The sequence below is a fragment of the Reichenbachiella sp. genome, from assembly GCF_965233835.1.
In the GTDB taxonomy this organism is placed as follows: Bacteria; Bacteroidota; Bacteroidia; order Cytophagales; family Cyclobacteriaceae; genus Reichenbachiella.
Genome location: NZ_OZ247585.1, coordinates 2,981,273 through 2,997,680 on the forward strand (window position 1 = coordinate 2,981,273; position 16,408 = coordinate 2,997,680).

General features: G+C 38.8%; 10 protein-coding genes. All 10 read left to right on the forward strand.

Annotated elements, in window-relative coordinates:
- Positions 1–39: 39 nt before the first annotated feature.
- A complete protein-coding gene (locus ACO6S2_RS12585) occupies positions 40–3,141 on the forward strand; it encodes a Tn3 family transposase (RefSeq protein ID WP_422358908.1) in 3,102 nt (1,033 codons plus the stop codon).
- Positions 3,142–3,630: 489 nt separating this feature from the next.
- Positions 3,631–3,834: a helix-turn-helix domain-containing protein gene (locus ACO6S2_RS12590; protein ID WP_422362447.1), complete on the forward strand. Its 204-nt coding sequence runs from the start codon at positions 3,631–3,633 to the stop codon at positions 3,832–3,834.
- Positions 3,834–6,407 (forward strand): ATP-binding protein, encoded by a 2,574-nt coding sequence (locus tag ACO6S2_RS12595; RefSeq protein ID WP_422358909.1) that lies wholly within the window; start codon positions 3,834–3,836, stop codon positions 6,405–6,407. The genes ACO6S2_RS12590 and ACO6S2_RS12595 overlap by 1 nt, the downstream gene beginning before the upstream one ends.
- A 1-nt stretch (position 6,408) precedes the next feature.
- The gene (locus tag ACO6S2_RS12600; protein ID WP_422358910.1) at positions 6,409–7,083 is read left to right on the forward strand and encodes a hypothetical protein; all 675 of its coding nucleotides are present in this window, start codon (positions 6,409–6,411) and stop codon (positions 7,081–7,083) included.
- Entirely contained in the window at positions 7,070–7,633 is a 564-nt protein-coding gene (locus tag ACO6S2_RS12605; RefSeq protein WP_422358911.1) for a hypothetical protein, read from the forward strand. The genes ACO6S2_RS12600 and ACO6S2_RS12605 overlap by 14 nt, the downstream gene beginning before the upstream one ends.
- 71 nt (positions 7,634–7,704) lie before the next feature.
- A complete protein-coding gene (locus ACO6S2_RS12610; RefSeq protein ID WP_422358912.1) occupies positions 7,705–9,534 on the forward strand; it encodes an HsdM family class I SAM-dependent methyltransferase in 1,830 nt (609 codons plus the stop codon).
- Positions 9,527–9,712: a hypothetical protein gene (locus ACO6S2_RS12615; RefSeq protein ID WP_422358913.1), complete on the forward strand. Its 186-nt coding sequence runs from the start codon at positions 9,527–9,529 to the stop codon at positions 9,710–9,712. The genes ACO6S2_RS12610 and ACO6S2_RS12615 overlap by 8 nt, the downstream gene beginning before the upstream one ends.
- A gap of 62 nt (positions 9,713–9,774) precedes the next feature.
- Positions 9,775–10,170 (forward strand): hypothetical protein, encoded by a 396-nt coding sequence (locus tag ACO6S2_RS12620; RefSeq protein WP_422358914.1) that lies wholly within the window; start codon positions 9,775–9,777, stop codon positions 10,168–10,170.
- Between the two features lie 8 nt (positions 10,171–10,178).
- Entirely contained in the window at positions 10,179–10,652 is a 474-nt protein-coding gene (locus ACO6S2_RS12625) for a hypothetical protein (protein WP_422358915.1), read from the forward strand.
- Positions 10,653–11,642: 990 nt separating this feature from the next.
- Positions 11,643–16,385: a glycoside hydrolase family 19 protein gene (locus ACO6S2_RS12630; protein ID WP_422358916.1), complete on the forward strand. Its 4,743-nt coding sequence runs from the start codon at positions 11,643–11,645 to the stop codon at positions 16,383–16,385.
- Positions 16,386–16,408 lie beyond the last annotated feature (23 nt).

The following is a 16,408-nucleotide window of genomic DNA, read 5'->3' on the forward strand; positions in this document are numbered from 1 at the left end:
CTTAAACAAATCCACAAATTAACCTTAAAACACCTAACCGTGCCAAGAATTAAGATACTCAAAAACCATGAGGTACGTCAGTTTGATAAGCCAAAGCAAATACCTCAAGACGAAAAACCAACTTATTTCAACTTAGATTCCGGCCCTCGGAAAATGTCTGAGTTTACCAAAAATGAAAGCCTCCTCGGGTATGTCCTTTTAAAGGGGTACTTTGTGGCATACAAGAAGATTTTTCAAGCAGAAAAATTCAGAAGAGAGGACGTCAAATTTTGCTGCGACATTTTGAATATCAATTTCGAAAAATATTCATTCGATCATCGATGGTACAAAGAGTCCACTTTTAGACTTCATAAAGGAGAATTACTTGATTATTATGGATTCACACCATTCAAGAGTTATAAAAACGAGGTTAAACTTGAAGCACTTGAATTAGTAAAAAAAGCTCTTCGCCCAAAGAAAATATTTTTGTCTTTAGTCCGGCACTTATTTGAAAGTAAAGTTGAAATACCCGAATACGGTACACTGGCGAGCATCATAACTGATGCCTTAAATGTATTAGAATCTGAAATAATTAATAAATTAAATGAGCTACTTACTCCTGAAGACAGGGAATTATTAGACCAATTCATTTCTCTTCCAGCTTTGGATGGTGAAGTGTCAACTCATAATCCCTATTTGTTGACAACTTTAAAGAAACCAAATCAAGAAACACGCACAAGTAAAATTCAGGAAAGTGTTGAAAAATTTCATGTCATCTCGGACGTGTTCTTGCAGTTTGAATCGATTCTGAAGAATACTTCTATATCTGAATCACTAGTAAATTACTATGCTGGCTGGATGATGCTTGCTGAACAGCCGCAATTCAATGCTATAAAGAATCCAGAAAAGAAATATTTATATGTACTTTCATTAATAACCTATCAGTACAGAATTAGACAAGATTTATTTGTTGAAATTTTCCTTAAATCAATACGGTCATTCCTTAATAGTGTTGATAAGCGAATCAAGGACGATTTCATCAATCAACGTCAAAATCCTACCAAACAGGTTAAAGAATCAAGAGATAGAATTGTGTCGAGTATTGATACACAGGAAAGTAAACTTACAAAGGTCAGAGATATTCTTAGTTCAAGCGAGTATTCATCTGAGCACAAAGTTCAAATAGCCCTAGAAGTTATCGATACCAAACCAAACATCAAAGAGCAAATTATCAGAGAGTTTCAACTTCTTGAAAATACTGTATCCCAAAAACTCAAGGACGAAATGTTCTATGAAATTGTTGAAAAAGGATCGATGAGACTCAGTAGGAAACTAAAAAATTTGTTCTTAACTATCAACTTTAATAAGGAAGCATCTGATCAGAAAATTTATGAGTCAGTATCCCATTACCAAATCAAAAAAAGTAATATATCGCAAATCCCTCCATTGGATTATTTGAATGATGAACAACGTAAGTATGTTATCGACGAAGGGGGAGTAAATAATAGATTGTATAAATGTTTGTTGTTTATTGAGTCCTCTGAGCACATCAAAGCAGGATCTCTAAATTTAAAATACTCAAATAACTATCGCTCTATAAATGATTACATGATTGAACAAGAAGTCTGGAACGAAAACAAAGAGAAATTACTTCATAGATCAAATTTGTCAAAATTGAGCGATTTCCAACAAGTACTTAAAGTATTAAAGGATCAAATGCATGATCAATATGTCGAAACGAACGATAACGCTGGCAAGAATCCACACTTGTCTTTTAATCGATCGGATAAACCAGTTTTAGAAACTCCAAAAAATGATCCTTCACAAAATGAATTTGTTAAAAATCTTTTAGCAGAGGGGGACGTAATTCCTCTAGTAGACGTTTTGGCCGATGTTGCCGAGACCACAGAATTCTTAGAAGCATTTACTCACTTCGCTTTAAAAGGAAGTAAAAGGAATCCAGATAATGAGACGTTATTTGCAGGGATAATTGCCTTGGGTTGTAATATTGGAGTTAGGAAGATGGGTAAAATAACCAAAGAACTTGGAGCCGAAAAGTTAGAGAATACTGTTAGATGGCATTTTACCAGAGAGAATCTAAGCGAAGCGAATAATCGAATCCTTGAAGTAACAGATCGACTAGCAATTCCGAAGTTTTTAAAGGAACTTATTAATGAAATGCACACGTCAAGTGATGGACAAAAATTTGGGGTTTCTGTGCCTTCAATTCATTCTAGTTATTCTTATAAATACTTTGGTACTGGTAAAGGGGTTTCTGCATATAGTTTCATCGATGAATATAGTAGGGTATTTTATGATACAGTTATTAGCTCAAGTGAAAGAGAAGCAGCCTATGTTCTTGATGGATTACTCTATAATGACGTTGTTGAAAGTTCGATCCATAGTACAGATACCCATGGTTATACAGAAGTTATTTTTGGAATCTGTAATTCATTAGGAATTGAGTTTGCACCCAGAATAAAATCTCCAGGAAGTCAAATTATTTACACATTTAAAGATCGACCAAGAAAGCACTATGAAGACCTAGGATATAAGGTTTTACCAGAAAAGGCAAAATACATCAATGTAGAAATTTTAGAGGAGCAATGGGATAATATTTTAAGACTTCTAGTCTCGATTAAGACAAAAAAAGTAACTGCCTCAGTACTCATGAAGCGGCTAAGCTCATATTCAAAAAATCACCCATTGTATAGGGCTCTCAAGGAGTTAGGTAGAATTCACAAAACAGTATTTCTACTCAAATATTTCGATGACTCGGAGTTCAGACAGCGAATAGAAAAACAACTTAACAAAGGAGAGCTATGGCACAAATTTGCAAAAGAAGTCTGGTTTGGCAATAATCAAGAATTTACGGTAGGGGAACAAGAGGCTCAAGAATTAGCTCTGAGCTGCAGAAATCTTATTCAAAATGCTATAGTACTTTGGAATTACTTAAGTCTGACGATGAAACTCTCTCAATTGAAGGAGAAGGAGAGTCAAAAGATTATAGAAAATTTAAGCTCTTCGAGTCTGATTTCCTGGAAACATATTAATATACATGGAGAGTATGATTTTCACTCAATCAATTCAAAATCAGAAACATTCAACCTTGAGGAACTGTTAGAATACAAAATAAACGACAAACATCTGATAATCAGCTGATTGCGGAATATGGCCTATATTTGTATGCTGCCAATCGGTGTTTTATAATACCATGATGAGGAATTGATTCATTGGATATTCTAAACTTGAAAACACTAATCACCATAACCAAGCTTTACTGAGATTTATAAGGCACCGTTTCACGCGCATTACATATCTGATTTTATGTTAACCATCCGCTGCGCGTCTGGCCGCAGATCCCTAGATGTGTTATATAATGGCCTGCGTTATGTTAATATAGCTTCGGTTCAGGGTTGGCATTAATAGTTTGGGGAAGGCCTTTTTCGTGCTCAGAAGCAGTCACTTCAATTCCTAGCACTCACGAGCACTCTTTTGACATTTTTGGCAGGAGGGAGGATAGTGGGAATGGCAAATGTGTGCGGATAGATAAGCACAAATCGGAACGCTTCGATTCCCAAATAAACATCTCAAATTCTAAGATAAATTTCACAATATAGCTATCTTCCACTTTGGTTAATTCAATAGATGATGAATCGAATAAAAGCGGTACTTGAAGATAAAGGAATTAAGCAAACTTGGCTAGCAGAAAAGCTTGGTAAAAGCTATAATATGACTAACTCATATGTGCAGAACAGGAGCCAGCCTAGTCTTGAAGACTTAAATAAAATAGCAGATATCCTACAAGTAGATGTAAGAGATTTGATGGTTCCTAACAAAAAAGCAACCTCATAATGACTAAAGTCTCATTCAAAGTTTCGGCTAGAACCGCACGCTTAATTGGCCGTGAAAATATTGCTACTTCAAAAGGGGCAATAATTGAGTTGGTGAAGAATGGGTATGATGCCGATAGCGATATCAGTATTGTTTATTTCGACAATAGATATTCTGATATTTCTGATGAACTCCATACCGAAGAATTTGATGATTTAGTAAAGAGTGGTCTTGATAAAGAATTCCTTGAGGGTATTTATGACAAGAATGAAGACCACTATAAAATTAAGAATGACATAACTGAAGCTGAGACTAAGACACTGAAAGCAAAATTGGCCAAGCTCAATTCATTGTATATAATCGATTCTGGAGAGGGAATGACTCAAAAGATTATTCGTGATCATTGGATGACTATTGGAACTGACAATAAAGCCATAAACGTCTTTACGAAATCAGGGAAAGTAAAAGCTGGTGCTAAAGGAATAGGACGTTTTGCACTTGACAAGCTGGGAGGAAAATGTGAAATGACAACTGTTTTTAACCCTAAAAATCATGAGCCAGACATAGATGAAAAAGGAGTAAAAACCGAGTATGATGGCTATAGATGGAATGTAGATTGGGAGGATTTTGAGGGTGATTTCAAAACAATTGATAGCGTAAAAGCAGATTTAGTTGGGATTAAAACGGACTCTTTTAAAAGCAATCTTGAAGAAGCTTTACCAGATTTGGATTTGACTAAAATCAAAACAAAAGAGAAGTTTCAATATGGTACCATTTTAAAAATCACCGACCTAAGGGAGAGTTGGGAGGATTTCTATGTCAATGGAGTTTATTCGGACTTAGAAGTTTTAGTCCCACCAAAAGAAAGTGGTGAATTTAAAATCTATCTGTATACCACTCAAGATTTGGAAAAATATGGAGAAGTAGAAGGATCAGTTTGTGATGATTATGACTATAAGCTTACTGCAAAAGCAGATGAGAATCAAAATGTTGTGATCAAGGTATTCCGAAATGAATATGACCTTGAAACCATTGAGCCAGAGTTCTTTGGAAGAAAGGAGATGAAGAAGTCTCCTTACAAGAAAAAGGACTTTGAAAGAGGGTATTGGAAAAAGACCTCAACATTCGCTCAGCTTCTGCCTGGATTCGCAAAAAGTGATAAATCAAATGTGTTTAATGACATTGGCGTCTTTGATTTCACCTTTTATTTTTTGAAAAGATCATACTCTGGCACAGACGTTGAAAGATTTCACTACAGCCCTTTCATGAGTAACAATAGGAGAGAGTGGCTTGACAAGTTTGGAGGAGTTAAGCTTTTCAGGGACAATTTTCGAGTTAGACCATATGGTGAGGTCAACGACACTTCATTTGATTGGCTAGGTTTAGGCCTCAGAAAATCGCAAAGCCAAGCAGGGATTGCAAAGAAAGAAGGTGGGTGGAAAGTTGAGCCTGAGAATATTTCAGGGGCCATCAAAATATCACGTTTGACGAATTTAAACTTTGAAGACAAGTCAAGCCGTGAGGGATTACAGGAGAACAAAACTTTTTTGATCCTTAAACAGATTATATCGAGCATTATATCAGAGTTAGAGGAAGATCGGGCATATATAGCGCGTGCTATGGATGCTTATTATGAAGAGAAACATTCTGATAGAATAAATAGGGACAAGGCGGAAGAATTAGCAAAAGGTGTTCTCGAAAGGAGCAAGAAGGAAAAGGAAGAGCAAGCTAAAAAAGGAATTAAACCTGAAGATGTAAAAGCTGATTCTCGAAGTAACGAAGCAGTTGTACTGGCCGAATTAAACAAAGAAAAAGATGAAGAAATTGAGAAGCTCAGAGACGAACAAAAAGTCCTTCGAGGACTGGCAAGCAGTGGAATTGTTTTAGCATCTTTTAGTCACGACTTGAGTAAGCTTAATGATGTATTAGCCTCAAGGGTTGATAAAGTAAAAACCCTCATTGAAGCAAAAGTAGAAGCAGAGGTTTTTGAGAAAGTAGAAGACAGAAAGAATCCTTACGTTCAGCTGGAAAAGATGAAGAAACAGGATTTGAAACTACAAAACTGGCTTAATTTCTCTATGGGAGCTGCAAGGAAAGATAAGAGAAAAAGAAATCTGCTTTCACTGCACAAATACCTAAATGACTTAAAAACAGATTGGTTTACTATTCTCGAAAATAGAGGTATTGAATTAGACTTATCTAGTATTGATAAGATTGAACTACGTGTATTTGAAATAGATTTTGATAGTATTTTCAATAACCTGTTGGTTAACTCTTTTGATGCCTTCAAGCATTCTAGAGAAAACAGAAATAGGATCATTACTATAAAAGCTAAAGCAGGCAAAAACGTGGAAATTGATTATTACGATAATGGACCTGGTTTATCGTCAGATATTACAAAACCAGAAAAAATCTTTGATCCACTCTATACCACAAAACGCAATGCATTTACAGGTGCAGAAGAAGGTACGGGGTTGGGAATGTGGCTTGTGAAATCGATAGCCAAGGAAAATGATGCAGACGCGAAACTTCTATTTCCGAAAGAGGGATTTGGATTAAGATTGACTTTTCCTTTAAAATTTAAAAGAAAATAAAATGTTCAGAATTCTATTCATAGATGAGGAGCAAGATGATATCGATAGCTTCAAGGATTACATAGAGGAGAAAGATATAGATGGAAATTTTGAAGTGATTTCATCCTTTCCATTAGGCGGGCTAGATGAAATGTTAGATGAAATATTTAGTCAACATGTAGATGCAGTAATAACAGATTTCATGTTGAATGAGATTAAGGAAGATATTAAATATAATGTTCCTTATAATGGTGTAGACCTTGTTCGCGAAATTTCTTCCAAAAGAGAGGACTTTCCCTGCTTTGTAATGACTGCATTTGATGATGATGCTGTTGGTCAAAGTGAAGATGTCAACATTGTATACATCAAGGGGATACTCCATGGTACAGAAAAGGAAACTAAAGCAAAAGCTAACTTCCTAGATCGAGTCAAGAATCAGATACTTCATTACAGAACAAAACTTGACAATGCAGAAAAAAGGCTTCTAGAGTTATTGAAAAAGGGTGAAAGTCAGGAGTTAGATGCTGCGGAAGAGGAAGAGATTGTCCTTTTAGATGGATTGATAGAGAGGGCGCTTGATAAAGAATCAGTTGTTCCCAAAATAGTTAAAGAAAAGAAGGAGTCAGATTCACTTTCTGATTTATTAGATAAAGTAGATTCATTAACTAAAAGACTAGGTCGGGATGGCGAAAATTGAATTTAGAAGCAGTTCTTATACGCCTGCGAGAACCTATCAGGGTAAGGAGTTGAAAAACTACCGAGGCTATAAACCCCATTTGCAGAAAGATTTCAAAAAGAAATGCGGCTATACTAACTGTCTTGATGATTGGTTTGGTGGCTCAATTACATTTCAAATAGATCATTTTCTACCTCAATCAAAATACCCAACCCTGAAAACAAAGTACTCTAACTTAATCTATAGCTGCTCCTACGTCAATCGAGCAAAAAGTAATGATGAGGGCAATTATCTGGATCCATGCGACACGGATTACAATCAGCACTTTTTCAGGAATGATAAAGGGGAAATTATCCCTGAACCAGCCTCTCCGAAAGCAGTCTATATGCATAAGAAGTTGAAATTATACCTTAAGAGATACAGCATAATATGGATTCTCGAGCAACTTGAATCAAGAATGATTGAACTAAGAAATATTATAGAAAAAAGTGATGATAGTGAAGCTAAAGAACTTTTCATCCAAGTGACGATGAAGTACATGGATTACAAAAAATATTTGAGAGCACAATAGAATTGGAAAAAGACATATTCTCATATCTCCGTTCGTATTCATTTGATCCAATTAAGGTCAATCGGTTAATAGTGTCGTCATTTTTATATCAAAAAGATATTAAAACTGTCAAGAATGAACTTTTACTAAATCTACTGATAAAAGAAGAGGATGAGGATTTTGATGCACTTGATGAATTCATTTCTCTCCAGAAGCTCAACGACTTTGAACAGATAATAGAACTATTTGAGTTCGTCATTTCTCCGCAAGAAAAGATCATAAATGGGGCTATTTACACTCCTAAGCATATTCGAGATTACATTGTAGACAGGTCTATTAACGCCTATAATGATAATCTCGAAACGATTCAAATCTGTGATCCAGCTTGCGGATGTTCAGGTTTTCTACTGTCTTGCGCCAAGTTTTTGAAAAACTCAACTAACCGTGCATACAAGCAAATTTTTGAAGAGCAACTATATGGTTTAGATATTGAAGAATATTCCATCGACAGATCGAAAATTCTTTTGAGCATTCTTGCAGTTACAGAAGGAGAGGATGATGAATCATATGACTTCAATTTACATGAAAATAATGCTCTCGATTTCAATTGGAATGACGTAATTCAGGACTTTGAAGGGTTTGATATCATTGTGGGAAACCCTCCATACGTTTGTTCTAGAAATATGGATCAGGAGTCATTAGAAATGATTCAAAAATGGGAAGTAACAAGAAGTGGCCACCCAGATTTATACATTCCATTCTTTCAGTTAGGGTTTGAGAATTTAAAAAACAACGGAATTTTAGGGTACATCACTGTTAACACCTTTATTAAAAGTGTCAATGGCAGATCTCTCAGAGAGTATTTCTCTAGAAACAAAGTAGACCTGAGGATTATCAATTTTGGAGGTGAGCAAATATTTCGTAATAGAAGTACTTATACATGCATTTGCTTTTTGACCAATAGAGTTGGTCATGTCCAATACAAAAAAACATCTCTTAGTGGCTTAAATGATATTCTTGATGAAATGTTCATTGAATATGATTATAATACTCTACATGATCATGATGGATGGAATTTGGTTGATTCTGAGGAACAACTGGAGTACGTCAATAAAATCGAATCAGTTGGCAGATTATTCAAGGATGTATATACCACCAGAAATGGAATCGCAACTTTAAAAAACGATGTATATAAGTTTTTTCCAATCAAGGAAGATGATGACTATTTTTTTCTAAAGACTAAAAAAGACAAAGTATACAAAATAGAAAAGGGTATATGCCGTGATATTGTGAATCCCAATAAAGTAAGAAGCGAAGAGGAGATAATAGCTAATGATGAAAAAATAATCTTCCCCTATGAACAAGAGGAAGATGAAATACTGATTCTGGAGGAAGAGGTGCTTTGTAAGTTATACCCATTAGCCTATCGATACTTATGTGATAACAAGAAAGTGCTAGCCAAACGAGACAAGGGGAAGAGAGAGTACGAAAAATGGTATGCTTATGGACGAAGACAATCTCTGGATATTAACTCTTATAAACTGTTTTTTCCTCACCTAAGTGAACGTCCAACATTTACAATTTCTAGAGACAGAAACCTTCTTTTTTATAGTGGGATAGCAGTAATTTCCGATTCGCTGCGAGAGCTTAGAGTTTTACAAAGAATAATGGAATCAGACGTATTCTTTGATTATATCAAAAACATCACCAAAGATTACTCATCGGGTTATATTTCAATGAGTAAGAATTACATTAAGAATTTCGGCATTTGCGAACTCACTGAGGATGAGAAGGACACCTTATTGGAAACCACTGATCCTGAAAACTTCTTAAGGAGACTATACGGGCTGAATATTCGGTATGAAATAGCAGAAAATAAATTGGCAAGAGTTGCTGAACCAAACGATCTAAACTATGGATGATAAGGAGTTAAACGTATCTGATTTGGAATTCATAATAGAGTCTTTGAGATACACTAAAATGGCTTTTGAGGATTACGAAAAGTATCCAAGCTACGAATACAAACAGAAAAGAGTTAAGGAAGCACAAGATGTTATCGATAAGGTCATTAGACTAAAAAAAACATTTAGCGAATTTTAACTGTGAATACCTGGTCTCAACTACGCCCTCATTCAAAGCTAGATCAACTAGCAGAGACCATCATGAAATCTGCCTTTTTACTATCTGAAAATCATCATGTTATCCAGAGTTATCTAAACCATAAAGGAGGACATTTTAAGGTAATTAATCGAGTAGGGGAGCAAGAGTATGATATCCTGTGTCGTCAGATCAATATTGAGAAAACCAATTATTCTTTTGTATCTAAGTCTGACCTAGAAAGGGGTTTGAGAAATGATCTTTGGATTGGATTGGTTCTGTTTGTTGATGGTCAAAAACCTACCAAGTATTTGTTTCCAAGCACTGTCTGGAATGAACCTAATCAGCTATTCACAGATTCAGCAGTTAAGAATCCAGAGTATGGTATCAATCTAAATCAGCACACAATGCAAGATTTTGTTAGTGAGCATGCCTTTGATAAAATGATTCAGCAAATCTGATGTCCATTATGAAAAGTCAATACATAAATATTAATGATCCAGATTTCAACCGCAAAGTGCTTGAAATTGTAAGTCGAAATGAGGGAGGTACGTATTCACTACACATTTTCCAAAATGGTAAGCCAAAATCTCTCTCTCGAGCTTTTGGAGTAGACGAAAAAGGAATATTGTATATAGGCGAAAATGAAAAGGATTTGCTTTCTCGTGTTAATTCGCTTAGAAAGTCTATAATGCTGAACTGTAATCCAAATCAAAAGAAGCCTCAATTAGGTGGGCATCAGACATTATCAAAAAAATATTATCGCATTCGAAAACATATAGATGAAAATCAGCTCCATATCATAGTCAATCCCATAAAGGTATCTAATAAGGAAGATGAGAGTGCTTTAATTGAGGCATACGTTCGTGATCATGGTGAGATTCCGCCTTTGAATGGAACGTATGGAAATGGCACAAAGGAATATTGGCATTATTATCATTGATTAATATTATGTTAAGTAGCAGAACAATCTCCGTCCAGGCGGGTTGGCAAGGCAAAATACCGAGGGTGCGGTGGGCTGTGTGTTGGGAGTGATTATTTTGCCTAGATTTTTTGTTTACTTTTTTATCAATGAAAAAAGTAAAAGCCCAGCGGCTTGAGCGATTAAGCAAACACAACTGAAATCAAATGACTCGTGAGCTATTCAGATTCTGCTACAAGCGTCAAAGAGATTCTCACGTCATCAGCAACCTTCGGTTTACTGATTCCTCAGAATGACGCTTGAGGTTGGCTTGTGCTGTTGAGCCAAACAAAGCGTTGGCCTGCAAGTGTTTTGCAGGCAAATTCCTAATCGCTGAGAATGCCGTATTTGAAAACGAACTGAACAATTACCCGAATAACAAATTTTTGAACGACAAGCTTTGCCTGGAAATCTCTTGCATCTGGGCTGGTGATCAGGCCTTAGCCTGAAAGCGGGTGGGAAACTATTAATAGCGGTTTGGTCAGGGAACGGCCGAGCGATGGAATGTGCGCTGGCCGAGCGGCTATTTAATATAACGTCTAATTATATAACAACCTTGCTAGAAGCACTACACCAAAAAAAATCATCAATCAGAAACGTGCACGTCAAAGTCCAGCTTTGCTGGTTAACATAATATCATTATATAATCTAAGCTGACAGCTAATCTTCAAACAGCGACAGCAGTAATAAATAACAGCTTTGTTATATAATTTATATTATGTTAAATTGATATTTCCGTATTGTACCCCACGTATGACTTGTCTGCATTTTTATCTTGTTCCTGATAATCCTTTTGACTCGTCTATAACAAGTACACCTGTAACCGCCGCTTTGAATTTCAGATACAAAACTTTGCCATTGGTCTATTTTATTTTGCTGGATTAATCAGATCAGACAACTTGTAAGCTTTCATTTTATGCACTTCAGCTGAAAAGCAGTTGAATCCATAAAAACTTAACCAAACCTATACCTATGAAATATCTATTTCACACCTGGCATCGCTGTGTGCGCTCCATTGGGTGTCTGTTTAAATTCAGACACCTGTTGTTAATCCTTTTATTCATTTTTCAAATTCATGCGCTTTTTGCTAAGTATTCACATCAAGCCAATGTTCAATCGCAAGTTTTAGTAGCCGACTCGTTGGTCACAGAAGATATGTGGAACGAATTGTTCCCATATCGCTATGGCGCCAAGGATACACCAGACGGCTGGGTTCTCGATCCAGCAGACGATTTCTTTACCTATGCTTCATTTGTAGACGCTGTCGACCAGATCGGAAACATAAAAGCTGTCCTATCTCGACGTTGCGGAACCAATGCATACGTAGTCAATCGTGTAGATAAGACAACAAATGTCAGCATAGAAATTCGACACGATGAGGACTTTGATGCTATTCAAAATGCAAATAAGGAAATCGTCACCATTGAAGTCGATTATGCTGATTTCCTCAGTGAAGGCGATTTAGAAACCAGAAAACGCGAACTGACTGCCTTTCTAGCCAATATTGCCCATGAAACTACGGGCGGTTGGCCTACGGCTCCTGGAGGACAATTTTCGTGGGGATTGCATTTCAGAGAAGAAGTCGGCAATCCTACTCAGTATAGAGACGAAGGAAATTTGCTCTATCCCCCCTCACCTGGCAAATCTTATCATGGCAGAGGCCCTATGCAACTGTCTTGGAATTACAACTATGGCCAAGCCAGTGAATACCTTTTTGGTGACAAACAAGTGCTTCTGGACGAACCAGAAAGATTGGTGCAAGATGCCTCATTGGCCTTTCAAACGGCCATTTGGTTTTGGATGACGCCGCAGTACCCAAAGCCTTCTGCACACGATGTGATGGCAGGTCACTGGTCTCCTAATCCGTATGACGAAACCAAAAACAGAATCCCAGGATTGGGCATGACGGTCAACATCATCAATGGTGGCATTGAATGCGGTCAAGGTATCGAGAAAAGTCAAGTGCTGGATCGTATCGGCTACTATGAAAGATTTACCGGGCTGTATCAAATCGGCACCGACATGGATGGCGTGCATGATTTGTCTGATTGTGGCTGCAAGGACATGAGCCGATATGGCGGCGATACGGGCGACTTATCTGCTGAGCCTTGCGCACAGCAACCTACCCTTTTATTTACCAGTCATGCGGATGGTGATGCGGTAAAACAAACTCCGTTATCACCGATAGCAGTGTCCCTGTCTGTAGATACCAAAGCCTCTGCCCTACAAAATTTAACTGTTTCTGTAGATGGTCAGCAGTATACAGACTCTACTTTTTCATGGACACCTTCCAGCTATCGGGTGCATCAGTTGGACGCTTCGGCAGTTTTTGCTAACGGTTCTACGGCTACAAATAGTATTTCTTTGTTGATCTGGGACGAGACGCACATTGCTTGTACAGACGTGGCCAATTGGAGTGATACCCAAATCTACAATACCCCAGGCCATCTGGTAGTCTATGAGCAAATGCTATACGAAAACAAATACTATGCAGCTCCTACGGACATACCAGGTGTGTCGGCAGCATGGGAAGGCATCAAGACCTGCACAGGAGACACCACCAATCAAGCCCCAAGCGTGGCTTGGATTTCCCCTACTGCTGGAGCTACAATTGTACAGTCTTCCTTGCAGGCTATTACGTTACAGCTCAACGCTACAGATATAGAGGATGGCGATCCAGCACAGGGCGTCACCATCACTGTGGGGAATGATAGTTATACCGCCACAAAATCCGGAACTACTTATGAGGCCACCTTTGTGCCAGCGGCTTACGGAGACTATGTGGCCACGGCCACGGCTACCGATTCAGAATCACTGAGTACAACATCCACAATCAATTTCAGTGTGCAACCTCAGGGAACGGCAGGAAATCAAAAAATCATTGGCTATCTGCCCACATGGATCGACACTTATGATATCAAAAATGATTACAGGCCTGAATCAGTCACGCATATGAATATCTCGTTTTTGATGTTTCAGCAAAACAACAACAACTACAACAGTGCTGATTTTGCGTCTATCGCTTTTGATCCTGTGCAAATGCACAAGGTGGATTCGGTATTGACGGATTGTAACGTGCTATCCAAATCGCAAGCTGCAGGCACCAAAGTGTCGGTAGCCTTGGGTGGTGCCACGGATTATGCTTTCCTCTGGCTCATGGAGAAATACTATAATGATGACGCAAAAATGGAGGAAATAGCCACCCTCATTGCTGACTACATCGCTAGCAGAGGTATCGATGGCATTGATTTGGATATGGAATGTTTCTGGGCCGACGCTGCCATCACAGGCACGACCGATCAAGGCGGCCGTGTACGTGGAAGCAATTTCGGAGATCCTGATCAAGGGCCTTCCAATTCTGGTACAGGGTTGAGGATTTTGACTCAAAAACTAAGGGCCAAAATACCCAATAAGCTGATTACAGCAGCTGTTTTTGCCACTTCCTGGTATGGAAATAATTATGACGATACCATGGCACAAAGCCTTGACTGGCTGGCACTTATGACTTATGATTTTACGGGATCATGGAATGATTCACCCGAAGGTCCACATTCCACATTATACGACCTCCCACTCAATACTTACCCGAAACAGAACGCCAACAATCCAATCTATTCTGCTGACTATGCCCTGAAATATTGGATGGGGTTAGCGCCAGCGACCTGGAACCATGATGGTGGATTTGATGTGACAGCGGACAAACTGGTGCTTGGTGTACCGCTCTATGGTTATGATTTTTCGAGAAGCAAACCCAATGGTGGAAATGGCGCGATGTATATACCGTATAAGGATATCCTAGCCGAGTTTCCCAATGCAGCTACTTCCTACGATGCCAACGATCCGAACGCTCTTAATGGGCACGCGGATGGAAATGGTAGAAACATCTATTACGACACACCTAAACAAGCTGCCGAAAAACTGATCTATTCAAAGGATCAGGGGCATCAGGGCGTCATCGTGTGGGAATTGACTCAGGACGTGGACTACAGCCATGCCGGCAGTATCATGCGCGCACTCAACGACGCTAATACTGGCGGTCCCACTTGTCCAGCAGTCAGCGGTCTACATGCAAGTGACATTGGATTAGATCAAGCAACAATTCAATGGGGATTGATCAGTGGTGTTTCAACTTATGAACTGGGTTATAAATTGAGCAGTGCCACTCAATGGACCAATCAATCAGTCAGTGGCAATAGCCTATCGTTGACGGGGTTAACACCAGATACCAGTTACAGCATTCGAGTCAACTATACTTGTAGTGATGGAACTAGTGTGCCTTACGCCACAGTTACTTTCACCACGCTATCCGATGTGGTCACTTGTCAAGTACCCGGCAATCCAAGTTCATCAGATATCACTCAATCATCCGCAACGATCAGCTGGACAGGAACATCTCCTCAGCATACAGTTTCTTATCGATTGTTGGGAGCTTCAGCTTGGCAAACCATTGCGGTGGCCGGTCAAAGTACCAGTATCACAGGCCTATTGGCTGCGTCCACTTATGAAGTACAAATCGTAGCGCACTGTAGTGTAGGTGATTCCGAAAGTGTTTCACTCACCTTTATCACCTTGGATGATGTATCATCGGGTTGTGCACCGGCTTATGCCAACTATCCAAGTGTGTATCAAACTGGAGATATTGTGGGTTACCAAGGGCGCAATTATGAGTGTCAGGTCAATAATTTGTACAACGTCACCCCTGGCACAGCCGCACATTGGTGGAAAGACCTGGGAGCCTGTGGGGATGATCCCGTTTGTCTCGCTGTGTCTTACTTTGCAGTTCAGTCATTTTCAACCAACACGGCAGATTTGAGCTGGGTTGCAAGTAGTGGCGTCTCTAGTTACCTTGTGGAATACAAGCTATCAGACGCAACTACTTGGAGTCCAGTGAATGTATCAGGTACAACCGTTCAACTCAGTGGTTTACAATCCAGTACCGGTTATGACGCAAGGATCAGTTATGCCTGCCCCGATAATCAGACTTCGCCATATAGTACGTTATCATTTACTACAGCAGGCACGACTACCTGCGATGCGGTGAATGCTCTGGCTGTTTCTGATATTCAGACGACCAGTGCCTTGAGTACTTGGATCGGAGATGCACAACATTATCTGGTATCCTATCGTGTGTTAGGCACTAATACATGGACGGAAGATTCTACCACTGTTGCCTCTTACACTTTTGCTAATTTGATTTCACAAACCACGTATGAACTCAGTGTGATAGCTAAATGCAATTCAGGTCAGAGCACAGCGGTTAGCACTTCATTTACCACGCTGTCCGATGGTGGTGGTTGTTCGCCTGTGTACGAGCCCTATCCTACCATCTACCAATCGGGAGATTTGGTTAGTCACGAGGGTACTAACTATGAATGTTTAGCAGACAATCTGTATAATGTGGTGCCAGGAACTGCAGCCCACTGGTGGAGAGACTTGGGGTCATGTCAGGCAATGGCAGCAGTTTCAGCTGTATCTGTCTACCCTGTGCCCAACAGCACAGGCACGCTCCATTTTGACATCAACGAGAGTCAACATACTGCGGCTAGTCTGGGCTATGTAAGGCAAGTAGATATTATCGATAATGCCAATGCAATCGTGCTTACAACGAGTATTAATGACAACAACCCGTCGATAGATATTTCATCTTTATCGCCAGGGATATATTATGTGCAATTAGAAAATCATGATTCTTTGATAAGAATCAGTGTAGAGTAAAACCAATCTAAGCTGAATGCTAG

Excerpts from the sequence above, each read along its gene's own strand:
- ACO6S2_RS12590 (WP_422362447.1), top strand. The coding sequence starts at position 3,631 with ATGAATCGAATAAAAGCGGTACTTGAAGATAAAGGAATTAAGCAAACT.
- ACO6S2_RS12595 (WP_422358909.1), top strand. The coding sequence starts at position 3,834 with ATGACTAAAGTCTCATTCAAAGTTTCGGCTAGAACCGCACGCTTAATT.
- ACO6S2_RS12600 (WP_422358910.1), top strand. The coding sequence starts at position 6,409 with ATGTTCAGAATTCTATTCATAGATGAGGAGCAAGATGATATCGATAGC.
- ACO6S2_RS12605 (WP_422358911.1), top strand. The coding sequence starts at position 7,070 with ATGGCGAAAATTGAATTTAGAAGCAGTTCTTATACGCCTGCGAGAACC.
- ACO6S2_RS12615 (WP_422358913.1), top strand. The coding sequence starts at position 9,527 with ATGGATGATAAGGAGTTAAACGTATCTGATTTGGAATTCATAATAGAG.
- ACO6S2_RS12620 (WP_422358914.1), top strand. The coding sequence starts at position 9,775 with ATGAAATCTGCCTTTTTACTATCTGAAAATCATCATGTTATCCAGAGT.
- ACO6S2_RS12625 (WP_422358915.1), top strand. The coding sequence starts at position 10,179 with ATGAAAAGTCAATACATAAATATTAATGATCCAGATTTCAACCGCAAA.
- ACO6S2_RS12630 (WP_422358916.1), top strand. The coding sequence starts at position 11,643 with ATGAAATATCTATTTCACACCTGGCATCGCTGTGTGCGCTCCATTGGG.